Below are 26038 nucleotides of genomic sequence, written 5' to 3'. Positions count from 1 at the left end.
GCTGTCAGATGATACTATTAGGCTTAAGCCCGGGCGAGACCAGGATATATAAAGATAAGGTCAGAAAGCGCGGACGTACGTTAATGATCCTCTTTTTAGCTTCTCTTCTGCTCTTTCCGCTGGTATACCTCCTTTTCGGGGCAGGATGGGTGCCTGCCCGGCCGCGCTACAACCGTGACCTGGAGATGCCGGTAGCTATGGTACAAACGGCCGGGGGTATAGGGACAGCTTTTTTGTATAACGAAACAGAACTGCTGACTGCCCGCCATGTAGTGGAAGACATGGAAGTAGGGGAGGAGGTAACCCTGACATTTTCAAACGCTGACCCACCCATTACCACCACGGCCCGTATCGTATGGAAGGATCCCGATACAAGCCCTCCAGGTGATATTAATTATTACCTCAACGACGTAGCCAGGTTAGAGCTTATACAGCCTACCGATCTGCCGGAAGACTTTCCCCGGCTTTACCTTGGGGACAGTGATGGCATTACGGCACGTACTCCCGTGGTGCTTATAGGTTATCCCGATGGAAACTCTTCTACCACCACCGGTACCATCAGTAATGAAGAGGCCATGGGAGCGGACATTTTCCAGTTAGACGTTTCAGCTTACCCCGGAAACAGCGGCGGCCCACTCATTACCGAGGATACCGAAGAGGTTATTGGGATACTTATTGCCGGTAGAACTGAGGAGTTTCAGGGAATAAACTTTGCGATAAAAGTTAATAATATTGACTAATGAATTTTTGGGCATAAATAATATTATTAGACTGGAGATTTGTAATAATTAGTATTTCCCTGTCCTGATAATCTCTTATGGTAATTAAGTTTTTCAGCTTTATTAATTATATTCGTGCAAAGCCGAATATCGATCCTGCTTAAGGAAAGGCGGTTGCTGGCTGAACAACCTGATTCACCTGACCAGTGAAAACCGAAAAAGAAAAAACCATAGGTATAGTGGGTGGTATGGGCCCGCAGGCCGGTGCTGATCTGCTACATGAAGTAACAAGGTTAACCCCTGCCTCTAAAGACCAGGACCACCGGGATGTTATCCTGATGTCTTTTCCAAGTCATATCACTGACCGTACAGCATACTTTGAAGGCTACTCGGCGGTCAATCCTGCTTATGCTATATCGGAAATACTCCTTCGTCTTGAAAAGGCAGGTGCAGGCGTAGCGGGCCTGGCTTGTAATAGTTCTCATATTCCGGCTATTTTTGAGGTGATCCTGGATCAATTACAAAAACACAGATCGTCACTAAAGCTGTTGAACATGCCCGATGAGACCTGCCGGCATATTCGCGAACAGTTTCCACACATTACTAAAGTAGGTGTATTATCCACCACAGGCACATATAAGGCAGGTACTTATTACCGGCAACTGGAAGGATGCGGCCTGCAGCCTATTTTGCCCTCTCTAACCTTCCAGCAAGAGGTCGTTCACAGGATGATATATGATGAGACTTATGGTATAAAAGCCTGTGCCACTGGGATTACTGACAAGGTGTACAACTGGCTGGATGAAGCTCTGACTTACTTTAAAGATGCCGGAGCTGAAGCAATCATTCTCGGCTGCACCGAATTTAACCTGGTGCTTAAAGACCCTGAGGTAATGGGAATGAAAGTAATCAATAGTAATGCGGCACTTGCCAGGGCTCTTGTTCGTGAAACAGAGACTATAGAAGAACCAGCCCATAAAAATCTTAAAAGCGGCTTTTCTATTGGCCTTTAAGATTAGCATCTACCATCGGAATCTTAATAATTACTAGAGTCCCCTTCCCGATATCCGATTGAAGTGAAATATGTCCTTTAAGCTTATACAAAGCCTCTCTGGCTATGTATAGCCCCAGACCAGATCCTGTACTTAGTTCAGTAGCCCGAAAAAACATATTGAAAACCTTCTCCTGGTAAGCTGGCTTGATGCCGATGCCATTGTCCTCTATCTTAATGACCTGGGTGCCGTTAATGCATCGGTCTTCCGCAGTGACCAGGATTTGATCGCAATGTTTATCAGTGTAGTGAAAGCAGTTGTCCAAAATATTTTGAAAAATCAGGTTTAGGCGGTATGGGTCGGAAACTACTTTACCACTAACCTTATTTTCAAAAACGACTCCCTTCTCCGGTTTATGCTTTGTCAGCATACTTTCAAAAGCCTCGTCGACTAACCCGTGAAGGTCAACTTCCACATTTTGTACCTTAAACCGCGAGTTTTTAGAGTATTCGATTATGTCATAAATAGTCTTATCCTGCTTATTCAGGCTATTTTCCAGCAGGGTGAGCATTCTGTTTATTTCCTCTATATTATCCAGGTGGCGAACGACATCGATCAGTCCGAGGCTGGAAGCCAGAGGTGCTCTCAGGTCATGTGATAACCTGTATACAAAATTGTCCAGTTCAAAATGAGCTTTTTTCAAAGCGACATTCCTGCTCTCCAGGTTCATCTCTACCTTTTTTTGCTCACTAACATCTGTCATGGTACCCATCAGACGTATAGCATTGCCCTCATCATCACGTGAAAGTACCTTGCCCCTGATTCTTACCCATTTGTAGAAGCCTTCTTTATGTTTTAACCGGTGCTCATTTACATTGGGTTCTTCCCCTACATTACTCATACATTTTTTCAGGCAGTGGCTGAAATTTTGTATGTCATCCGGATGCACCCTATTCATCCATTCGTCCGGCTGGTTTTTTATTTCATCGTCCCGGTATCCTATGATCAGTTTCCACTGAGCACTAAAGAATATTTCTGACGTATCAAGGTTCCAGTCCCAGACACCTTCTTTTGCGCCCTCCAGTGCCAGTTTCCAGCGCTTCTCATTATCAATTAATTTCTGCTCGTAAGTTTTCTGCTCAGTAATATCATGGTTCACTCCCAGTATATTGCAAGGGTTTCCAGCGTCATTGTAAAGCACCTCTGCCCGGGTATTCATGTATATTATCTCGCCTGTATCCTCTCTCACGCAGCGGTAAGTGGCTTCCAGGAAAGCGTTACCTCTCCTTGCGTCATTTACCATGTTTAAGAAAATGTGCCGGTCTTCTCTGATAATAAACTCCAGGTAGCTGGAGACTGCAAGCTGGCGTGAATCATTTATGCCTATCAGTGAAGCAAAACAGGGACTATAGATCACGTTATCATTGCATAGATCGATATCAAATATTGCTACACTTGCCGCCTTCTGAGCCCTGTTAAGTACGGCTTCCCGGCTGGCCACTGATTTTTTTGTAAGAGATAGTTCTTTTTCTGACACCGCCAGTTCCTTTTCTTTTTTGCGCAATTCTAGGTATTGCACAACCTGCCTGGCTTGAACCTTCATGAGCTTTTCCTGGGATTCTGACAGACACCTGGGCTGAAAGTCTGCGATGCACAGTGTGCCAATGTTAAAACCTGCCGGGGTGGTCAGTGGCATGCCTGCATAAAACCGGATATGGGGAGGGTTTTTTACCAGTGGATTATCTTTTAGCCTTTCATCCTCTTGTGTGTCCGGGATCACTAGCAGTTCATTATTCCTGATGGTAATGTCGCAAAAGGCTATTTCCCTGGGAGTATCTTTTATGTCAATACCTGTACAGGCCTTGAATTTCTGGCAGTCTTTATCAATGAAAGAAATAAAGGCAATTGGCGTATGGCATATGTCTGCCAATAGGTTTATCAGCTCATTAAGCTCAGGTTCCTGCTCTATATCAAATACAGCATATGTATGAAGATTTTGCAGGCGTTTTTCTTCTTGATCTTTAATAGTATTTAGAGGGATATCTTTTAATGTATCCATTTAAATAATTTTTCAGGGTAACATCAGGTTTATCTCATCGTTTGGTGTGATTACTCTATGTAATAAAATAATAAAAAAACAGTGATTTTAAGAATGTTTTGATTTAAAAACTAACCCTATATCATCGTTTTGAGTTGTGAATTAGTGAGTTAGAAAAATCACCCTAAAAGAGAGTGTGTAATAAAAAGAAGCGTAATTACAGGTCTAGCGTAGAGGCGAAACGGCCATTTGTTACTTTAAGAGTGTCACAGCTATTAGTGAAAGATTTAAATTTAAAAGTACCTCTGCATACCTGTAAGACTGTGTCAAACTCTGTAATGTGAACGGACCCATCCACCAGATTAGAAAAGCTGTATGAGCAACTCCCACCATCCAGTGAATAATTAATGACAGCACTTGCAGAGCCATCAGTGGATGAGGGTCCCAGCTGGTATACCTGTTCCCTGATGGGGTCCTCATTAATAATCATTACCATATTCAGGTCAGGAGCGTTCGTGTCGAAATAAAGCGCTAAAAAATACCGTCCTGTGTAGTCCGCTCTTACCTCTAGTGAGGGGGTGGTCAGCCAAGGCTTGCCGTTTAGGGCCAGACTAAATGTTTCCTGGCTTTCGCTCAGACCGGTAGGCGGTCTGTCATCATCACTAGCAGATGGTAGCGGAGCCGGATCGGTTTCCTGCTTGCAGCCCGTCATAGCTCCAGACACCAGCAGAATCAAAAAAGTGATAAGTAGGGGCCTTCTCATATGCAATTATTGATGAATTTACGAAATTTTAAGCTTGATAAGAAGGTGTGTATTGTTTATTCACTTATCGGAAAGAGACCTCCACCAGTACAGTACTACGTAGGACTGCCAGCCAGGAAAGTGACTTAGGTAGGTGATTATTTCTTGGTTATCGGGTTTTTGGCTAAGGCCAAATATTTTTTTGTAGGCATTAATCATTCCTGCATCGCCATGAGGTATGACATTCGTACACCCTATGGCTCTCATCAGCACATAATTTGCCGACCAGGGTCCTATGCCACGATAGCTTATAAGTGTATTGCATTTAGCCTCCACGCTTTTCAGTTTCATTAGTTTTTCACGTGATAGTTGGCCCGTTGCCATTGCGTTGGCGATACCTATCAGATATTCTGCTTTCCTCTGGCTAAACTGTAGCTTTTTAAGTTCAGCAGGTTGCAATTCAGCTATTGTGCCAGGGTCAGGAAAAATATAGACTCCGTTATCTGCCTGGAAGCCATATTTACTTACCAGCCGGCTTTTTAACTGATAAGCAAAATTTAAATTTATTTGCTGGCCGATGATGCTCCAGGCCAGTGCTTCAAATAGGTCAGGAATACGAATGAGCCGTAGGCCGCGGTAGGCTTTATACAAAGCCATGAATTTGGGTTCCTCTGATGCCAGGCTCTCAAAAGAACCCATCTCTCTGTTCAGGTCAAGCCAGATACTCACATAGTCAAGCACCTCTTGCCGGTATTCCGGTTCACATATAATGGACAAGTGGTTTCCATGGCCTTCAAGTGTGAAAGTAGTGCTTCTTCCATCATCAGTTGATATGGCCTTTTCTATCGCATTACCCGTGCGGATGTGGAGGCAGTCATAAAATCCTCTATCAATATACCAGATACATTCTTCGAAAGAGAAAAGAGGAATATTCAGGTCAGTGATTAATGGCTTACTCATATATCGCTTATGCACTCAGGAAAGTAATTTGCTGTTTAGGCCAAATGTTTGTAGAGAAATAATAATACGGCATAAAATCCTTCAGAAAACTGAAAGGGTTGCCTTTTCGTCTGTTGGCAGGATAAGGGGGTAGGGAGTAAAATGTTCTGCTGCCAACTGATTTGATAAGGCATAAAAAAACCGCTTCAGAAAACTGAAGCGGTTGCCTTTTCGTCGGGGTGGCAGGATTCGAACCTGCGACCCCCTGCTCCCAAAGCAGGTACGCTAACCGGACTGCGCTACACCCCGAAAAGGTAAAAAAAGCCCGTCCAAAAGAAGGGCCGTTTGCGGAGAGAGGGGGATTCGAACCCCCGGTACCCTTACGGGTACGGCAGTTTAGCAAACTGCTGGTTTCAGCCACTCACCCACCTCTCCGGATGATACTTTAGCGGTTTTTTAGAAGCTGGAAGGCTGTTTTTTGTTCCTGCTTCCCGCAAAAGTGATGCAAATATAGCATAACAATTTTTATAAATCCAAACCAATACACATGAAAAAGGGCGGGTTTTTTCCTGCCCTTCTTATTTGTACTTAAATTTTTAAAATTAATAGGGTAAAGGAGGTACGCAGGGAGCATATTTAGTGCATGTACCTGAGTTACACACCCACTCATTATCAGTATAACAAACATCTCCGGTAACCCCACCCTTATTCAGGGCCATTTCACTTTTGGTTACCATGCTCTGAACTTTCAGGTCAGTCAATTTTAGTTTTTTCATAATTATATGCGTATAAGTGAATCCTTAAAATAGGAATTGGCTACCAGTAGATGAAAAATTTGTGGAGGGAAATTTTATCTGGGGCCCTTTTTTGTTATAAAACCTCAATTAAATGATTGAATGCTTAATTAATAGTATGGAGAGGTGGGGTATTTTGCTCCGGAAGTGGCGGTGAATGCGTAACGTATTCCTATCTCATGTCGGCTCGCCTGGTTTATTGAGGCATTGCTCTTGCCAAACTCATAAGCGTAGCCGAACCTGAGGTTTTCACTCACTCCCAGGGCCAGGAATACCGTCCATTGAGTATCCTTGTTCATTGAAAGCCCGCCCAGAAAAGTATTGCTTATCTCCCCTAATAAGGATACTACAAAATCCGATGTTTGGTCTTCCGTATAGGAAAAGTAAGCATATGGTATAAGTGTTAACTGAGGGGAGATCGTCCAGTGGTATAACGTGTAAAAGTTGACCGACCTGTTTTCCAGATACTCAGACGAAAGTCCCTGGTCTTGAAATGAATGCTGAATGAGTCGAGGTGTAGCTATTGAAAGTACATATTTTGATGTCGCATACTTTATCCCTACCCCGGTATTAGCCAGGATGCCAGTGTTAAAGTCATTGCCAAAGGCCGGATCATCAGGATCGAGTAGCTCAACATCAGAAAAACTGAAGTTATATTGGGTAAATCCTGCCTGAAGACCCAGGCTTAAAAGGTATTCGTCATTCCGTATGTGGTAGGCGTAAGAGGCAAACAGATTTGTTTGGCTGGTGACAAAGTAGGAAGCATGGGAAACCCAAAGGCCAAGACCAATATTCCGGTCGCTTAGTGGGGCATGGAATCCTGCGTACTGACTGGACTGGGCGCCTGGGTGAGAGCTGAATTGCCTGTTATAAGCTGCATTAAATACCGGTTGGCCCAGGGTCCCGGTCTCGGCAGGATTTAGTGCAGGATACTGAAAAAAATGCTGACTCAGTTCCGGGGTCTGTGCTCCGGCCAATGAGCAGGTAAATAATAGTCCCACCAGCAAGCCCACCTTCATCGTGCGAGAATTACAGAGCCGCTTCTGGACTTATGACCATTAAGATGAATTACATATGAGTATGAGCCCTCGGGAAGAGGCTGGCCACTGTATTGGCCATAGTTCCCATGTCCTTGCCATACCACCTCTGAATTGTCATAGTTTACACCCTGAAATACCAGGTCTCCCTCGTTGTTATATACACTCACTTTGTTTTCCTGATACCATTGAATGCCACTGATCTGCCAGGTCTCATTGTAGGAGTCAGAATTGGGTGAAAACCCACCGTACACTTTAAGCTCAGGGACAATTTCGAGTTCTACAGCCAGCGTTTTACAGTTATCTCCCTGCTCACAAATAGAAAGCAATATTTCATCCATAAGGATATCGTGCTCTCTGTTTTGAGGATAATACACGGCACATGCATCCGTTTCTTCAAGCTTTCCAGCCCTTGGCTCTATATAAATGTGATTTACATAGATGCCATTTTGTGCACCCAGCGATAAACTCTGACAAAGGTTGACCTCGTCTCCCGATCTTACCGTCAGGCTCATGGTCTCAGGAGGAAATACATCGATTATTACACTTCCCTGCACTTCATTATGACCGTCTGAGACTGTATAAACAGCCTCTACCCGGCCACTGAACAGATAGTGTGGTGCAAAGGTGAAATCTCCCCGATCGTTCCATGTAATTGATCCGGCGGAAGGATCAGTAAGGGTGAGATCCGCTACATATAGTGAAGCAGCCTCGGGGTCTACATCATTTTCCAGGACATTAAGTGAGATGGCCTGACCTGCCTGAAGGGATAGAGGACCTTCATTTTCCACTATAGGGGGGCGGTTTTCCGGAGTAATCGTAATGGCTACGATAGCATCATTACTTTGGCGGCCCTGATCGGTCAGGCGATAAGTAAATAGTTCGGTGCCAGCCAGATCAGATGTAGTCGTATAGCGGAACGAGCCATCACTATTAAGGGTAAGATTGCCGAATATGGGTTGTCTGGTTATTTCAATGCGCGGTACTTTTTCTCCTACTGTATCATTGGCCAGGAGGCCTTGCTCTTTAGTAATAGTGAGTGTATTGCCTGCAGTTACTTCATATTGATCATCCATAGCAATAAGGGGAGAGTTAATCCCGGGACTCAGAATTACCGCTACCTTCTGGCTGTAATTCATTCCATCGAATGCACGGTAGGTGAATGTCTGAGTTGTTGTAACCGCTGAATTACCCTGAAAAGTAAATGCTCCGCTGGCTTCCATCTGAACACGTCCGTTTAAAGGCTGATCTACCAGAATAGCTACAAGGTTATTCCCTTCAATATCTCGGTCATTGGCCAATACACCCATTTGGGCATCTACGGAAAGGTTAAGGCCGTCACCGGGTATTTGATAGGTGTCTGGCACAGCTACCGGAGGATCATTCACATTTTCTATCTGTAAATGCACTGTTTCATGACCGGAGTGCTTCCCTTCTGTGGCTAAGCGGTATGTGAATGAGTCTTTGCGCTCTTCAGACCCGTTATGCGTATACTGAAAGCTGCCATCTTGGGCAAGGATTAACGTACCGAATTTTGTGGCCTGACCCAAAATCACAGTGGTTTCTTGCCGGTTATCAACGCGGTCATTTTTCATTACTCCTTCTTCTGGGGTAACGCTGAGCCGGCCGCCTTCCGTAAGGGAATAATAGTCAGGTGAGGTTTGGAAGGGTGTTTCCGGCTCGAGAAGGTTAATAGTAACCTCTGCCACGTCCGATGTGCCTTGATCATTAAGTAACTCATACGCAAAACTGTCCTCACCTCTTGCCTCCTGATCAGGTGAATATGTAAAGGATCCGTTTGCACGAAATTGAAGGGTTCCCTTAGAAGCGTATCGCGTAAGTCTTGTTCTTACACCCGTACTCCCGTTGAGTAGGTCATTGTCTAATACTCCTGGAGCGACAACTTCCAGTATGTCCCCTGCCTGGACAGTATAATTGTCATTTTTAGCAATAGGCGCAGGGCTCAGATCACATACGTGTACATAAGCAAATGCCGGTCTGCAGCTTCTCTTATTGTCTATTATCTGACAAACCTCATATTGAATCTTAGCAAGACCTGAGAAGCCCTCTGCAGGGTTAAATAAAATATCATTGTTTCTCACCTCAGCCGTACCATTTTGAACAGCCTTAATATTTACATGGGTGCTGAAAAGGCGAGGCCGGTCATTTGTAAGTACAGGGATAACTACGCTCTTCTGGGGGCTTGTAAGCACCTGCTCAGATGCGGTCCAGATTTGTCTGTTTCGTACTTTTCTGACAAAAATCAAAGCAGTAGCCTCAGAGCAGTTTCCGCCGTCCGTGCATATTCTGTACCTGATAAATAGGCGCTCGTTTGCCTTAGTGCCGCTTTTTACGTTCAGGCATATGCCTTCCCTTATTATCTCTGTTTCAGCGTTATCCTCATCTTTGTCTTCCTCATCATCATTCTCGCCCATGTGCCTGCCATCGTCAGGATCGTCTCTTTCATTTGACCGTGATATTTCCAAAATGGTAAAGGAGGGGGTCTTCGCATCAGGAAGGTAATCGTTCGAAACAGGGCAGAATCGAGCCTCCTCCTCTGTTTCAATGATATATACGTCATCTAAAGCCAGTGGAGTAGACCTGGTAGGCGGACAGGCTACTTGATGAACCCTAATATCGTTACCACTTATCTGCGAAAATGCAATAAAAGGTACGCAGGTGAATATGGTCGAAAGCAATAGAAGAAAGAATCCCCAAACTATCGGTTTATGAAGCATAAGACGGTCTATATTAGGCTCAAAGAGGGATTTTACTATTTTACGAATTTACCTATTTCTTTCGTGAATTTGATGTTTATTGGCTTTTTTGATTAAAAAACCTACTACTATATTTCATGGTTCCGAAAAGTTCTTACCTTTGCAGTCACAAAAAAAATCGGGCGCTGCCTGATATATCGGTCCATTAGCTCAACTGGATAGAGCAACTGCCTTCTAAGCAGTAGGTTTCAGGTTCGAGTCCTGAATGGATCACGGAACAGAAAGCAGACTTTGGTAACAAGGTTTGCTTTCTTAGTTTAAGATCATTTTACTTCAATTACCAAGCTGGAGCGAGGAGTTTCCGACTTATTAGCGGAATACCCGCTTGACCATCCCGCAACTCAGACATGCCGTTTTTCCTAGAGTCGGGTATTGCTCACACCCAACTGCTTTGAAATTGTTTGGTAGTTCTTTTTCCGGCAGGTTTGCGTTCTAGGGAGTACGGTTCAAGCCCTACAGGAAAAATAAAAGGGTAAGGACGGACGGTTACATCAAAGTTGGCTGTTTATTATATAAGCCTATAATATAATAAAGTTGCTATTAAAATTTAATCCAGCCCAGAGGCCCGAGGCCATGGAATAAGCGAGGCTTATGAACTCTCATAAAAGAGGGAACAGGAACACCCCAATATCCCTCTTATATCAGTTTTTCCGCGAGACTTTTGCTTGAATGACTCGTAATCGAAATCTTCTTTCTTATCCTTCATCGTGTCTTTAAGTTAGTTACTTTACTGCTTAATGACTCACTTTATGCACCAGTCTCTATACATCCGGCAGAGGATGGACTAACCCAATTCAAGGGGATTAATAAGTTTATCAAAAAAGAAGGCATTAGGATATTGGCAGAATAAAACCTGTCGAGTTGTTCAGACTGGCGGCCTAATTTAACTAAGACTAACCAAGTAAATGGGGAGTGCTAACCAAGTTCCTTGAGGCGCATCAATTCCCGGCCAATCAAGTCAGCGTAGCATTCCGCCACTTATAAAAAGTAGGCTTACTTACTCCAAAGGCTCGACTAGTCTCCTCCACACTTTTTCCTTGGTCAAACTCCTCTAGAATATTGGCGGACCTCTGCGGTGAAAACTTGCTTTTTCTCATAATGGACTGCTCAAAATAAACACTATTTCTCTACTATTAAACAGTTTGATTTCTGGAGAAGCCTACAACTCGTGCTCAAGGAAAGCATAATCTAATTAATTTCGACTTCCCAGCTATTCCTCAAATCTACCGAGTAAAAAAAGAGCCTTTTAAGGTTAAATACAAAAATTTACAATTTTATCAATGTGTGAATAAGGTTACATTGACTTTTTATCATTTAATAAAATGATAAAAAGTCTAATTTTGCAAAATGCATCAATAGTTGATTTACTGAGTGTTTTACCTGTCCTTTTAGATGTTTTTATTTTGAACATGCGGCTAATTTAATATATTTATTTGTGGAAAATCATTTTCAAATAAGTGAGGCTTTTCCAGGGTTTTTATTCGATGTAAAGTGTAGGATGCACCCTCGCTATGAATAGGAAAGTCTAATAGAATCACACCAAAAAAATTGGTTTTCACCAATGATGGTCTTAGCTTTAAAGCGATTAGTGGTTGAGTAATATTCACCTGTGACTCTGCTTAGCGAAGCTGTATCTAGTTCACAGATTTAATCCAAAATAACCTTACTACAGAACTGGCTGGCAGGTAAGTTTTTCCCCGAAACAGACCTTTCTGTACGTTCCTGATAGGAGAATTGGAACAGGGAGCCTCACGGCTGGCAGGTTTTATATTTATCCCCTTATTAAGGCCTCTGCAGACTGCTAAAAATCAAGTTAGTTTTTCTATTTCAATAAGCCGTACGTGTTATTGTACCAATTCTACCATTATCCGGCTTAATGTGTTCCGATATGTCCGATAGTGAAGATAAGATCATTTCCTATTACTGGAAGGAGAAAGTTAGGGATAAAGAAGTATATGAATTCGACCTAACCGTACCCCGTATTGACAAAAGGCTGCTGGTTAAAGGTGAGGACTGCGCCTCCTTCAATAACGTCACTTCCGGAAAGGACATCGTAATTTATACAGTATGCATGGCAATCTATAATGCCCTTCTGCAGCGATACTTCGAGGGACCGGAAGCGATATTTTCATCGTGCTCAGCTATTAAGGATGGCAAGCCTTTGCTGATTAATACGCACAGCTTGTCAGATCACACGCTTAAAGACAGCCTGCAGACTACCAAGGCCGAAATACAGGAAGTATACAGGCACGCAAACTACGATGATGAAGAACTTAAGAGATTAAACCTGGAGTCCTTTAACTATTATACCCCCTACGCCCTCATATTTAGCCAGGATCTGCTTAAAAGCATAAACCCTTTTGCACTTGCGGTCTGTAAATCAGGGGAAAATGGCATATATCTTCAATTGTCCTATTCGTCGTATTTTGTAGATAAATTTAAAGCTGAGCACTTCTTACTTATGTTTTCGCGTATGATCCGTAATTTGGATTCATACCTTAACTCACTCCTTGCAACCGCCTCATTACTTACTGAACGTGAGTTTGACACTGTTGTGGAGCATTTTAATCAGCATGCGCCTCTAACTGGATCAGTCCCTTCCGGCACTATAATTCAACTGTTCGAAAAGCAGGCAACTGACGCCCCTGCAGTAACGGCCATCGTATTCGGCGAGCAAAGATTTACCTACAAAGAAATAAATCACCAAGCTAATCAGCTTGCCACTTGCCTTATTCATAAATACCAGGTTCAGCCTGGTGACTTTGTGGGAGTGAAGCTGGACCGGAGCCAGCATCTCATCATTTCCCTACTGGCCGTGCTGAAAGCAGGGGCTGCCTATGTCCCCATAGATACTGCATATCCCCAGGAGCGGGTAGCCTATCTGGAAGAAGACAGTCAGAGCAAGGTTATTATAGATCAACCGTTTATTGATCACTTCCTGTCAGTCCGGGATACTTATGATAAGCATAATCCTACTATTTACAGGGCGGGAGATGACATCGCTTACCTGATATATACATCCGGTACAACTGGTCAGCCTAAAGGAGTAATGATCACTCATAGCAATGCAATGGCTTTCATGCAGTGGGCTTGGGAAGAGTTTGACAACGCCTCATTTAAAACCGTTTATGCTGCTACCTCTCATTGTTTTGACCTTTCTGTTTTTGAGATATTTTATACCCTTTCTGTAGGATCCACTATCCGCGTACTAAAAAATGCCTTGGATATTCCTATCTACATGAAGAGTGATAGCCACATCCTGCTGAATACGGTGCCTTCTGTTATAAGAAAGCTTATCACTGATAAGGGTGAAGCTATCCTAAGTAATGTAAATGTACTTAACCTTGCGGGTGAGCCGTTTCCTGCCGATCTGGCAGCCAGGCTGGTAGCCAATATACCCCAGGTCAGAAACCTGTACGGCCCATCTGAGGACACTACGTACAGCACAGTATACCGTGTATCCGGGCAGACTTATATCAATGTGCCCATTGGCCGGCCCATACGCGGCACCCGTGCTTATATCCTGGATGATAACCTCCAGCCCATTCCTCCGGGGATGCCTGGTAAACTTTACCTGGCCGGAGCCGGTGTGGCAGCCGGGTACCTGAATAAACCGGAGCTTACTGCTGAAAAATTCCTGGAAAATCCCTTCCGTAAAGGTGAACGTATGTATGACACCGGTGATCTTGCCCTTTGGATGCCGGACGGCAATATCACCTTCCTGGGTAGAAAAGATAATCAGGTAAAGCTCAGAGGCTACCGGATTGAATTAGGGGAAATAGAAAATGCCATTTCCGGCTTTTCAGAAGCTATCAACGAAGTCGTCGTCGAAATTATAGAAAAAAATACCGGCCCTGCTCTCACAGCCTTTTACGTAAGTCGTAAGGATATTGAGCATGAGGCTTTAAGGGTATTTGTAGCAGGTAAGTTACCTGCTTATATGCTACCTAACGCCTTCCTGAAGCTGGAAAGTATTCCGCTCACGCCCAATGGTAAGGTCGACCGTAAGGCTCTGTCAGTGATGGCCGGCAAAAAAACAGGCACCGGCGAAATCGTCGCTCCCGTAAACGAAGTGGAACGGGGGATTCATGCCATTTGGCAGGAGGTGCTTGGTACGGACCGTTTTGGTACCACTGATAACTTCTTTGAATTAGGCGGTCATAGTCTGATGATTCGCCAGGTGATCAATAGTATGCAGCGTCAGTTGGGAATAAGTATTTCCTTCAATGCATTTTATGTAAATCCTACCATCAGATACTTCTCGAATAAGGCTGATAAAGATGTATTTAGTGCCATCCCAATTCTATCCGATCAAGCAACCTACCCTGTCACGCCGGGTCAGCGGAGACTATATGCCCTGAGTCAATTAGGCGATAGCAGTAAAGCCTATCACATTTCCGGAGCTCTGAGCCTGGAGGGTAACCTTAATATCGAACAACTGGAAGCGGCACTTCGTCATGTGATAGCCCGGCATGAGATACTGCGTACAGGGTTCAGACTTGACGCTGACAATCAGTTGAGACAGTACGTCGTGCCTGCAGAAAAATTTGAGACCAGTCTGAAGGTACTGGACTTTTCTACCACCCAATACCCTTATAAAACAGCCAGTGACTTCATCACTACAGCCCGCCAGGAAGCATTTGACCTTTCTGCGGCTGCCGGCCTGTTCCGGGTGTATATCATAAAAGCAGAAGATGACAAACACCTCCTGGCCCTGATCATGCACCATATTATCGGTGACGGATGGTCTTTGGAAGTATTTATCAAAGAAGTGTTTTCGGCTTACGGGCAGCTTCAGCAGACAAAGAAAATCTCCCTTCCGGAGTTACCCATACAGTATAAAGACTATACCGCCTGGCTGGACAACCAAAACCAGTCAGATACCCAGAAAGAAGCAAGGTCATACTGGCTTAACCAATTTAATGATGAAGTACCCGTTCTGGAATTGCCGGGTAAGAATAAAAGGCCAACCGTCAGAACAAGTGCGGGAAAAGAGATAGTCTTTCATTATTCCCAGGCCTTTTTGTCGCAATTAAAAGGCTTTGCAAAAAAAAACCAGGTCACCTTGTTCACGGTGCTGATGTCAGGTATCAATGCCCTGCTCTCCAGGTATAGCAACCAGAATGATATTGTACTGGGTACACCCATAGCCGGCAGAGAACATCCCGACCTTGAAAATCAGATCGGACTTTACCTCAATACCCTGGCTGTTCGTACCCGAATCCAGGAAAGAGAAACCTTTTCAAGCCTTATTGAAAAGGAGAAGAAGGTCCTGTTTGATGCATATGCTTATCAGCGGTACCCTTTTGACCAATTGGTAGATGAGTTGTCTATTGTACGGGATACTTCCCGGTCACCTTTATTCGATGTTTTGGTCGTACTGCATAATCAGCAACAGCTTAATGCATTTGATTACGAGAGAGCCGGAGCAGTTTTCATATCTCCATACGATATACCGCAGGACACGGCACAGTTCGATATTTCTTTTGCGTTTACAGAAAAAGAAGGCCTTACTCTTCGCCTTACCTACAATTCAGATATCTATAGTGCATCCTTTATAGAGCGGCTGCCTGCACATTTGGAAAACATGTTGCTAGGAGGTATGAATGTACCCAGCCGTGAAATTTCAGATATTAACTTGCTTAGCCAGTCTGAAGAGCAGCAGTTGCTTGATGAGTTTAACCGCACTACGGTGGACTACCCTGCAGAGGATACTTTGCTAAGCCTGTTCCATGCTCAGGCAGGCAAGAGCCCTGAAGCTGTGGCCGTTTTAGCCGAAGAGCGTGCTCTGACCTACCGGGAACTGGACGAAGCGTCCAACCGACTGGCCCGTTACCTGATTACTGAGTACGGTTTAGTTTCCGAAGACCTGGTAGGCGTAAAGCTTGAGCGCAGCGAGTGGCTTCTCATTTCCCTGCTGGCCGTACTGAAAACAGGTGCGGCGTATGTGCCTATCGATCCTAACTACCCCGAGTCACGCATCGCCTTTATGGAGGCAGACAGCAACCGCAAACTTACGATAGACCAGAGCCTTCTGAATGACTTTCATGCTTCTTCCCCGTCTTCAGTACATCCCGGCAAGACTATTAGTCCCGGCGATCTGGCCTACGTCCTGTATACTTCCGGCTCTACGGGCCAGCCCAAAGGCGTGATGATCGAGCATAGGAATGTAGTCGCCTTGCTGCACTGGGCGGTAAAAGAATTTAGCCGGACAGGCGCCGAGACGGTTTACGCCGTAACCTCCCATTGCTTTGATCTGTCGGTGTTCGAATTATTCTACCCTCTTATTACCGGTAAGAAAGTCAGAATACTGAAGGACGGCCTTTCCATTGCCGGGCATCTGTCCGAAGACAGGGCGGTTTTGATCAATACCGTTCCCAGCGTAATGCACAGCCTGTTGCAGACCGGTCTGGATTTGCAAAACATCGTGGCGATAAACCTTGCCGGGGAGCCTTTTCCGCTAAGCATAGCCGACCACTTAAAAGATTCCGGCATAGAGGTACGTAATTTGTACGGTCCGTCGGAAGACACGACCTACAGTACTAGTTACCGCCTGGATGGCACCTACGATACTACTGTACCGATAGGCCGACCGGTGAGCAATACGCAGGCTTACGTACTTTCAGAAGCCATGCAGCTTCAGCCGGTAGGGGTAAGCGGACAGCTTTATCTTGGGGGCAGTGGACTTGCCCGTGGTTACCTGAACCGTGAGGAGCTAACGGGGGAGAAGTTTATAGCCAGTCCTTTCAATCCTGGGGAAAGACTGTACAAAACCGGCGACCTGTGCCGCTGGCTGCCGGGTACTATACTGGAGTACCAGGGCCGTATAGATGACCAGGTCAAGGTACGAGGACATCGCATAGAACTAGGCGAGATTGAGCATACCCTTTTATCCCACCCAGGGGTGAATGAAGCCGTAGTTGTCGTTCGGACAGAGCACTCAGAAGCAAGCCTTATAGCCTATTTAGTAGTATCCGACGACCTGGATAAAGCAGAGGTAAAGGATTACCTGAGCAGCAAACTGCCCGCCTACATGGTTCCTGCCTACTTTATAGATCTGGAGGCTATTCCTATGACTGCTAACGGTAAGGTGGATAAGAAAGCATTACCGGCAGTAAGTTCAGAAGATGTAGTAGTACGACAATATGAAACTCCGCGCAGTAAGCTTGAAGCTGAACTGGTTCAGATTTGGGAAGAAGTTCTTAATGTAGAAGGCGTTGGTATAACCGATAGCTTCTTTGAGTTAGGAGGCCACAGTCTCAGGGCCGTGCGGCTGGTAAATAAGGTACAGCAGTCATTAGGGCTTTCTATGGAAGTTAGGGACCTATTTCAGTATCCTACTATTAAGGTCATCGCCCCCCGGCTAGTGTCCAGAGACAGTAGTAATATTGAGGCAGCTCCTAAAAAGGAACGCTACCGTGCCACACCTTCACAGCACAGGTTATGGGTGCTCAGTCAGTTTGAGGAAGGAAATATATCCTACAATATCCCAGGAGCCTACCAACTGGCAGGAAATATAGACCGGGAAATGATCCAGTGTGCATATAATGCCCTGCTGGCACGTTACGAAAGTCTGCGCACCTCTTTCCGAGAGGAAAAAGGAGTATTGTATCAGTATATCTCCGGCACGGAGGAGATAAACTCAGATATAGCATATTATGATCTTCGGGAAAACTATGCTACAGAAGAAAGCGTGACTCCTCTGCTTAATAAGATTTACCGCCACACATTTGAGTTGAGCCAAGCACCCCTTTTCAAAGTAGCGTTGATCAGAACCCACTCAGACGAATACTTAATGGTGTTCAACATCCACCATATAATAAGTGACGGGTGGTCTATGGAGATCCTGGTTAAAGAATTTTCGCATCTTTATACCGGTATGGTGCGGGACGCTCAGCCTGCACTTCCCGAACTGCAGATCCAGTTCAGAGACTATTCCGAATGGCTGCTAAGCGAAGCCCGGCAGGCAGAGCTGAATGAATCTGAGAAATATTGGACGCAGCAGTTTAGTGGTGATTTACCCGTTCTTGAACTTCCCTCATTTCAGGCCCGTCCTCAAGTAAAAACTTATAAGGGTTCATCTTATACCCATTCATTCAGCAGTTCGTTGACCAGGCTACTGCATGATTTCGGCCACAAGCAGAAAGCCAGCCTGTTCATGCTGCTTATGAGTGGCATTAATGGCCTTTTTAGCCGATATACTAACACAGAAGATATCATAATAGGCACCCCTGTGGCCGGTCGTGACCATGTCGAACTCGAAAACCAGGTAGGTCTGTTCCTGAATACGCTCGCCATTAGAACCAGGTTTGATAAAAATGCCAATTTTGCTGGCTTGCTTGACATTCAGAAGAAAACATTACTGGACGCTTACGCACACCAGCAGTATTCTTTTGATAAACTAGTTGCCCACCTTGACCTGCAAAGAGATACCAGCCGTTCGGCGCTATTCGATGTTTTAGTCGTATTACAGAATCAGCAGGGGCTATTAGGACAAAATGAAATCTCTGAGGGAGAGATCAGCATGACCCCTTACAGGGATTATACCCGTACAGTCAGCCAGTTCGATATCAGCCTTATATTTTCGGAAAAGGAAGGCTGCCTGAGCCTCTACCTGGAATATAATACCGATATATATTCCGCAGATTTCATCAGGCAGTTAGCTATGCATCTGGAAGGGTTTCTGGTAGCAGGTATAGAAAACCCTGAACAGCCGATTGCCACAATAAATTACCTGGGCCAGTCTGAAGAGCAGCAGTTGCTTGATGAGTTTAACCGCACTACGGTGGACTACCCTGCAGAGGATACTTTGCTAAGCCTGTTCCATGCTCAGGCAGGCAAGAGCCCTGAAGCTGTGGCCGTTTTAGCCGAAGAGCGTGCTCTGACCTACCGGGAACTGGACGAAGCGTCCAACCGACTGGCCCGTTACCTGATTACTGAGTACGGTTTAGTTTCCGAAGACCTGGTAGGCGTAAAGCTTGAGCGCAGCGAGTGGCTTCTCATTTCCCTGCTGGCCGTACTGAAAACAGGTGCGGCGTATGTGCCTATCGATCCTAACTACCCCGAGTCACGCATCGCCTTTATGGAGGCAGACAGCAACCGCAAACTTACGATAGACCAGAGCCTTCTGAATGACTTTCATGCTTCTTCCCCGTCTTCAGTACATCCCGGCAAGACTATTAGTCCCGGCGATCTGGCCTACGTCCTGTATACTTCCGGCTCTACGGGCCAGCCCAAAGGCGTGATGATCGAGCATAGGAATGTAGTCGCCTTGCTGCACTGGGCGGTAAAAGAATTTAGCCGGACAGGCGCCGAGACGGTTTACGCCGTAACCTCCCATTGCTTTGATCTGTCGGTGTTCGAATTATTCTACCCTCTTATTACCGGTAAGAAAGTCAGAATACTGAAGGACGGCCTTTCCATTGCCGGGCATCTGTCCGAAGACAGGGCGGTTTTGATCAATACCGTTCCCAGCGTAATGCACAGCCTGTTGCAGACCGGTCTGGATTTGCAAAACATCGTGGCGATAAACCTTGCCGGGGAGCCTTTTCCGCTAAGCATAGCCGACCACTTAAAAGATTCCGGCATAGAGGTACGTAATTTGTACGGTCCGTCGGAAGACACGACCTACAGTACTAGTTACCGCCTGGATGGCACCTACGATACTACTGTACCGATAGGCCGACCGGTGAGCAATACGCAGGCTTACGTACTTTCAGAAGCCATGCAGCTTCAGCCGGTAGGGGTAAGCGGACAGCTTTATCTTGGGGGCAGTGGACTTGCCCGTGGTTACCTGAACCGTGAGGAGCTAACGGGGGAGAAGTTTATAGCCAGTCCTTTCAATCCTGGGGAAAGACTGTACAAAACCGGCGACCTGTGCCGCTGGCTGCCGGGTACTATACTGGAGTACCAGGGCCGTATAGATGACCAGGTCAAGGTACGAGGACATCGCATAGAACTAGGCGAGATTGAGCATATTATATCCCTTGAATCTGCAGTAAGTAAAGTGGTGGTAACTGTGCATAAAGAAGAAGCGGGACATAACCTTGCCGCCTACATAGTGTCTACTGACCAACTGGACAAAACAGCACTGAAGACTAGGCTGGCCGCCAGCCTACCCGGCTATATGGTCCCCGCATACTACGTGAAAGTCGATACTATACCTGTAACTGCTAATGGCAAGGTGGACAGAAAAGCACTACCTGAAATCACACAGGATGATTTACTTGTGAACGAATATATCGCTCCGTCTACCTCTATAGAAACCACTTTGGCAGAGATGTGGAAGAAGGTGCTGCAGGTAGATAAAGTCGGAGTAATGGACGACTTCTTTGAACTGGGCGGACACTCGTTACATATAACCAGAATGCTGTATGAGATCAACGCCATTTTTGACATCAAACTGGAAATTAAACACGTTTTTGCTGCCAGAAATATAAGTACGTTAGCTCAGCTAATAGAAAATGAAGTGGCTTTTAATGAAGTCATAACTGGAAGTGAGAGTAAGGTAGAATCAGCAGAAGAGAGCCAAAATACGGAAGTATGGGAGATTTAACCATAAAGAACAGACTTACCCAGATTATAAGGGCAGGTATACGCTTTGAAGTTTCTGATGAAAAGCTCCGGGTCAAGGGAGATTTGAAGGTACTGACAGATGAGGACAAGCAATTTCTGAAGGCGAACAAGGAAGCCATTATCGGATTATTGCAATCCCGGGACCAGGAACTTCCGCTTATAAAAAGGGCTGATAACGGAGATAATAAAACCCTGTCATTCTCTCAGCAAAGCCTGTGGCTACTGGACAGGATTAACAACGGAAGCCAACATTACAATCTTACTTCCACGCTGAAACTTAAAGGAAAGCTTGATTATGATGCCCTTAATAAGACCTTCCGTACCATACTGCAACGGCATGAAAGCCTTAGAAGCGTATTTTCCACAGATGACTCTGGTAATCCGGTTCAGACTATACAATCAGTAGATTCTTTCCAGGCAAGAACTGACGAAATAGATGCCGCCGAACCTGATGTTACCCGGCTGATTCAGGAAAAAGTACGGGAGGAAGCACAGAAGAGATTTGACCTGTCCGGCGACTTACTGCTTAGTGTACGCCTGATAAAACTACAGGCGGAAGAGCACATCCTTGTTGTAACCATGCATCACATTGCATCTGATGGCTGGTCTATAGGCATCCTCATTAATGAGTTCAGCGTCTTGTACAGCAGCTACATGAAAGGTGAGGGCAACCCTCTGCCGAAACTGGAGTTGCAGTATGCCGACTATGCCCGCTGGCAAAGAGATTACATGGCTGGCGACGTGCTGGAAAAGCACAAAAAGTATTGGAAGGGGCAGTTATCCGACCTCCCCGTACTGCACAGCTTACCGCTGGACTATGCCCGCCCCAATACACAAAGCTTTAAAGGTGATGTGCATCGCTCGCAGCTAGAAAAGGGTGTCGTATCTGCACTGACAAAAATATGCAGGGAAGAATCTGCCTCACTGTTCATGGGACTTCATTCGGCATTCAGTAGTTTGCTGTCACGCTACAGTAATGAGACTGATATAGTAGTAGGCAGCCCTGTAGCAAACAGAAGTCAGGCAGAGACGGCTAACCTGGTAGGCTTTTTCATGAACATCCTGGTGCTACGTACCGATCTGTCCAAAGCCCCCAGTCTTAAAGGCCTGATCCGGCAAAGCAAAGAGGTGTTGGAAGGTGCTTATGAGCATCAGCAAATGCCTTTTGAAAAAGTAATAGAGTCCCTGGATATAAAGAGAAGCCTAAGCCATAGTCCTCTTTTCCAGGTGCTGCTTACCCTTCATAACACCCAGGAGGGGGAACTGGCTATGCCCGGCCTGGTCATGGAAAAAGCGGACTACTCGGAAAGCAAAAGTGCAAGGTATGATCTGAGTCTGGATGTGATTCAAAGATCCGAAGGTATGGACCTAACCTGGGAATACAATACCGACCTTTTTAAAGAAGATACTATAGCACGCCTCGCCGGTGATTTTAACACCCTTTTATCATCATTAGTGGCCCACCCGGATAAAAATATTTTCGAAGTAAATATGGTAGGGGATGAAAAAGAATCCTTGTATGCTTCTCTCAAAGGAGATACTGTATCGCTCGAAGCCAAAGACGGGGCTATCGCATCCTTTATTACAAATACAGAAGAAAAACCGCAGCGGCAGGCAGTAATATGTAATGATGTTCCCTGTACCTATGAAGCCCTCGGAAAGAGGGTGGATGCTATTGCCGAGGCGTTGCTGGCCCAGGGAGTAGCGAGCGGCGACAAGGTAGGCCTTTGCCTGCTTCGTAATGAGGCTTTAGTAGCGGCTATCTTTGCCTGCTTTAAAATAGGGGCTACCTACATCCCCCTCGATCCTGTATACCCGAAAGACAGAATTGGGCAGATCCTGGATGATGCGGACCCTAAATGCGTCGTCACACTAAGTCCATTACGCAACCAGTATCTTAGTAGGGTACCCGCAAATTATATTGTGTGCCTTGATCTACTACCAGAAAGCCCCTCTGGTAATAAATTACGGGTGGCTTCTTATGGAGACGATAATGTTGCTTACATTATTTTTACCTCCGGATCTACAGGCAGACCTAAAGGAATAGAAGTAACACATGGCAACCTGAAAAACCTGCTGAAAGGGTTTGATGTCTCTTTTGGTACCGGGGATCATCAGCGCTGGCTGGCGCAGACCAGTGTGAACTTCGATATATCTGTGCTGGAGCTCATCTGGACAATTTCACGTGGCCAAACCATTGTGCTGCAGCAGACGAATCCATTCAAATTGCTTCCTCCGGAAAAGCTGAAACCAGCAGCCAGGCTGGATTTTAGTGTGATGTTTTTTGGGGCAGACAAAAGCCATGAACAGAAATACGACCTCTTGCTTGACACGGCAAAATATGCCGATGCCCATGGTTTTACGGCCATATGGACACCTGAACGTCACTTTGGTGAATTCGGAGGTGCTTTTCCAAACCCTTCTGTCATAAGTTCTGCACTATCTCTCATTACCAAGAACCTTCAGTTGCGGTCAGGGAGTGTAGTGCTTCCCCTGCATGATCCTGTAAAGTTGGCAGAAGACTGGTCGCTGGTAGATAACCTTAGCAAGGGCCGGATAGGTATGAGTATCGCATCAGGCTGGCAGCCAGATGACTTTGTACTGAATAATGAACACTACCATGACCGCCGCGAAGAGATGCGGGATAAGATCGAAGTTCTGAAAAAATTATGGAAAGGTGAAGGTATTTTGCGTAAAAACGGTATCGGTAAAGACTTTGAGATCAGGATCAGGCCAAGGCCCGTACAGAATGAATTGCCGCTGTGGATCACGGCCGCCGGAAACCCTGATACCTTTAAGTATGCCGGTGAAATTGGGGCTAATGTTCTGACCCACATGCTGGGGCAGTCACTGGAACGCCTGGAAGAGAACATAAAGGTGTATCACCAGGCCCTTAATGAAAGTGGACACAAGGCTGAGGACAAGGTCATAACTCTGATGCTCCATACCTACATTGACGAAACAGAACAATTGGCACTCGGCATCAGCGAGAAGCCCTTTAAAGAATACCTGGGATCTTCTATTAAACTGATGGAGCCTTTGGCAAATGAATTAGGGCTGGACGTAAATACCCAGGCGGAGGAACTGATTGATCTGGCTTTCCAAAAATTCAGTCGCGAAAATACCTTGTTTGGTTCACCTGAGTCAGTGCAGGGAATGCTGCAGGCTGTGAGTGAGATAGGCGTTACCGAACTGGCCTGCCTGGTCGACTTTGGCGTGGAAGTACCCAAGGTTCTGGAAAACCTGGGCAAGATTGTAGAGACCAGGGAGCTATTCGAATCGGGTTCAGCATTTGCCGAAATGCTTAATATCGACAATCAGAAAACCGAGCTGGATCTGATAGACGAATACAGCATCACGCATGTACAGATGACACCGTCTCAGTCAAAACTGACGATGGATCTGTACAAACAGACACCCGGTAAAAAACTGACCTCTGTAAAACACTGGTTCATTGGGGGAGAAGCACTTAATGAAACAGTTGTGGAAGAAGTTGCTTCTATCGCTGAATGCAAGGTTTATAATATGTATGGCCCTACGGAAACTACCGTATGGTCGGCCTGGAGGGAAGTCCGCCCCGGGGATATCCGTATAGGTGGCCCTGTAATTAATACTGACCTGCTATTGCTTAATACATATGGACAAGCTGTTCCGGTTGGTGTAGTAGGCGAACTGTATATCGGTGGCGAAGGCGTTACCAAAGGGTATTATAATAATGAAAAGCTTACTCATAATGCCTATGCCGTAATTGACCATCCTTACTTTGGTAAAAAAAGGTTTTACCGCACTGGAGACCTGATGAAATATAACGGTGATGGTACTTTTGACTATGTGAGCAGGAAGGATAACCAGGTAAAAGTCAATGGTTACCGGGTGGAACTTGAAGACATAGAAAAGACAATTGGTAAGGTGCCCGGTGTTAAAAACTGTAAAGTGGTACCTGCAATCAGTAATAACACCACTTTTCTTTCTGCCTATGTGGTAAAAGAGGCAGTCGTACACGGCAACTATACAGAGCTACCCTTCGAAAAGCAGGCCAGACCATTCTATTTTCCTGATGGCAGCACTATCTACCATCAGTCCGACCGGCAGTTAGGTATGCTTTACAAAGAAATCATCGAAGATGGTATCTACTTCAAGCATGGTATTTCCGTACCTGAAGATGGCCTCGTAATGGATGTGGGGTCTAACATCGGTACATTTAGTATCGATGTCAGCAGAAGGCAGCCCTCTGCCACCGTGGTAGCTTTCGAGCCCATACCTCAGATTTTCAGCGCTCTGAAGAAGAACTTCGAACACCATCAGATTAAAGGGCGCGTACTGAACTACGGGGTATCCGATAAGAAGGAAAATGCTACCTTTTATTATTATCCTGAAATGGCCGGTATGTCTGGAAGATTTGCCGACCAGGAACAGATAGTGGATGCGGTCAGGCAGTACATCGCCAACGACCAGAAGAAGCTTGATGATGGTAAAGAACAACTGTCAGACGAAGAGTATGCCGGCAGACAGGCACTGTACGAAAGGGTAGAAGAAAACAAGGGGCTTACTAAAGAAATGGAGCAATACCTCTCATCTATCTACGCTGCAGAAGAAGTAGACTGTAAGCTTACCACTATTTCAGACGTAATAGACGAGATGGGCATCAGGACCGTAGACCTGCTAAAGGTGGATGTGGAGAAGAGTGAGTGCCTGGTACTGGAAGGTATCCGGTCTGAACACTGGTCTATGATCCGGCATATGGCCCTGGAAGTAGATGGTGATAAAAACTTGGGTATAATAACAAAAAAGCTTCGAGAACATGGCTATGAAGTAAACGTCGAGGACTTGGTGCTGAGCGATGCAGATGTACCAAGGGAAGAAAATACCTATATGCTATATGCTACTAATAATGCATATGGTGTAATGCCTAATAACGGGGCATTATATAATATACAAGCGCAGGCGAATGAAAATGCTATTCGTGAGTATCTGAAATCTGCACTGCCTGAATACATGGTCCCCAAAGATATCAACTTTGTGCCCGCTATTCCGCTTATGGAAAATGGAAAGGTTGATATGGTGAAACTTAAGGCGACAAAGTCCACGGAAACCCAACCGGCACAGAAGGTAAAACTGGCGAACCAAACCGAGCAGGACATCTACGCCCTGTGGTGTGAAGTACTCAAGAAAGATAGTATCCCTTATCACGTAAGCATTTTTGAAGCAGGTGGCAATTCTATAGAGATCGTCCGGCTGCACGAGAAAATGCAAAAGAAATTTGATAAGACCTTCTCCCTTATCGAACTGTTCAGGAACCCTACTATAGCCCAGCAGGCTAAGCTGATACAGAATGCCGGTGGCAGCACTGCAAAGAGTGCCAGTAAGGCTAAGGATAAAGGGGCCGCCAGGAGGAACAGGCGTATAAATAAAATGAAGTAATCAG

10 protein-coding genes, 3 tRNA genes and 1 pseudogene are annotated in these 26038 nt (G+C 45.4%); 5 read left to right on the top strand and 9 right to left on the bottom strand.

What is annotated here, in order from left to right:
• Positions 1–8 precede the first annotated feature (8 nt).
• Entirely contained in the window at positions 9–740 is a 732-nt protein-coding gene (locus AB9P05_RS00270) for a S1C family serine protease (RefSeq protein WP_371906811.1), read from the top strand.
• 185 nt (positions 741–925) lie between these two features.
• On the top strand, positions 926–1732 hold the full coding sequence (locus tag AB9P05_RS00265; RefSeq protein WP_371906810.1) for an aspartate/glutamate racemase family protein: 807 nt from the start codon (positions 926–928) through the stop codon (positions 1730–1732).
• Here AB9P05_RS00265 and AB9P05_RS00260 read toward each other — a convergent pair.
• The 8 genes from AB9P05_RS00260 to AB9P05_RS00225 all read right to left on the bottom strand — a co-directional run bounded on the left by AB9P05_RS00260 (position 1719) and on the right by AB9P05_RS00225 (position 9999).
• Positions 1719–3770: a PAS domain-containing protein gene (locus AB9P05_RS00260; protein WP_371906809.1), complete on the bottom strand. Its 2052-nt coding sequence runs from the start codon at positions 3768–3770 to the stop codon at positions 1719–1721. The genes AB9P05_RS00265 and AB9P05_RS00260 overlap by 14 nt on opposite strands.
• A gap of 196 nt (positions 3771–3966) precedes the next feature.
• Complete coding sequence (locus AB9P05_RS00255; protein WP_371906808.1) at positions 3967–4512, bottom strand: hypothetical protein; 546 nt, start codon at positions 4510–4512, stop codon at positions 3967–3969.
• 60 nt (positions 4513–4572) lie between these two features.
• Positions 4573–5451 (bottom strand): DNA-3-methyladenine glycosylase, encoded by an 879-nt coding sequence (locus AB9P05_RS00250; RefSeq protein WP_371906807.1) that lies wholly within the window; start codon positions 5449–5451, stop codon positions 4573–4575.
• Between the two features lie 213 nt (positions 5452–5664).
• Positions 5665–5739: transfer RNA gene (locus AB9P05_RS00245), tRNA-Pro, on the bottom strand.
• A 39-nt stretch (positions 5740–5778) separates the two neighbouring features.
• Positions 5779–5865, bottom strand: a tRNA-Ser gene (locus AB9P05_RS00240).
• Positions 5866–6032: 167 nt separating this feature from the next.
• Complete coding sequence (locus tag AB9P05_RS00235; protein WP_371906806.1) at positions 6033–6206, bottom strand: hypothetical protein; 174 nt, start codon at positions 6204–6206, stop codon at positions 6033–6035.
• A 128-nt stretch (positions 6207–6334) separates the two neighbouring features.
• On the bottom strand, positions 6335–7243 hold the full coding sequence (locus tag AB9P05_RS00230; RefSeq protein WP_371906805.1) for a PorP/SprF family type IX secretion system membrane protein: 909 nt from the start codon (positions 7241–7243) through the stop codon (positions 6335–6337).
• Positions 7240–9999 (bottom strand): Ig-like domain-containing protein, encoded by a 2760-nt coding sequence (locus AB9P05_RS00225; RefSeq protein WP_371906804.1) that lies wholly within the window; start codon positions 9997–9999, stop codon positions 7240–7242. Before AB9P05_RS00225 ends, AB9P05_RS00230 begins: the two co-directional genes overlap by 4 nt.
• Before the next feature lie 178 nt (positions 10000–10177).
• Between AB9P05_RS00225 and AB9P05_RS00220 the strand changes: the two genes are divergently transcribed.
• A tRNA-Arg gene (locus tag AB9P05_RS00220) sits at positions 10178–10251 on the top strand.
• A gap of 708 nt (positions 10252–10959) precedes the next feature.
• On the opposite strand, the pseudogene AB9P05_RS00215 reads toward AB9P05_RS00220, so the two are convergent.
• A pseudogene (locus tag AB9P05_RS00215) lies at positions 10960–11135 on the bottom strand (helix-turn-helix domain-containing protein); the annotation flags it as partial.
• Positions 11136–11926: 791 nt separating this feature from the next.
• Here AB9P05_RS00215 and AB9P05_RS00210 point away from each other — a divergent pair.
• The gene (locus AB9P05_RS00210; RefSeq protein ID WP_371906803.1) at positions 11927–20593 is read left to right on the top strand and encodes an amino acid adenylation domain-containing protein; all 8667 of its coding nucleotides are present in this window, start codon (positions 11927–11929) and stop codon (positions 20591–20593) included.
• Positions 20581–26034 carry a MupA/Atu3671 family FMN-dependent luciferase-like monooxygenase gene (locus AB9P05_RS00205; RefSeq protein WP_371906802.1) on the top strand — a complete coding sequence of 1818 codons (5454 nt, stop codon included), beginning with the start codon at positions 20581–20583 and terminating at the stop codon, positions 26032–26034. The genes AB9P05_RS00210 and AB9P05_RS00205 overlap by 13 nt, the downstream gene beginning before the upstream one ends.
• The last annotated feature ends 4 nt before the right edge of the window (positions 26035–26038 follow it).

This window comes from Roseivirga sp. BDSF3-8, from assembly GCF_041449215.1.
GTDB lineage: Bacteria > Bacteroidota > Bacteroidia > Cytophagales > Cyclobacteriaceae > JBGNFV01.
The sequence above is the reverse complement of the archived record's forward strand: the minus strand, read 5'-3'. Positions and strand labels throughout refer to the sequence as shown.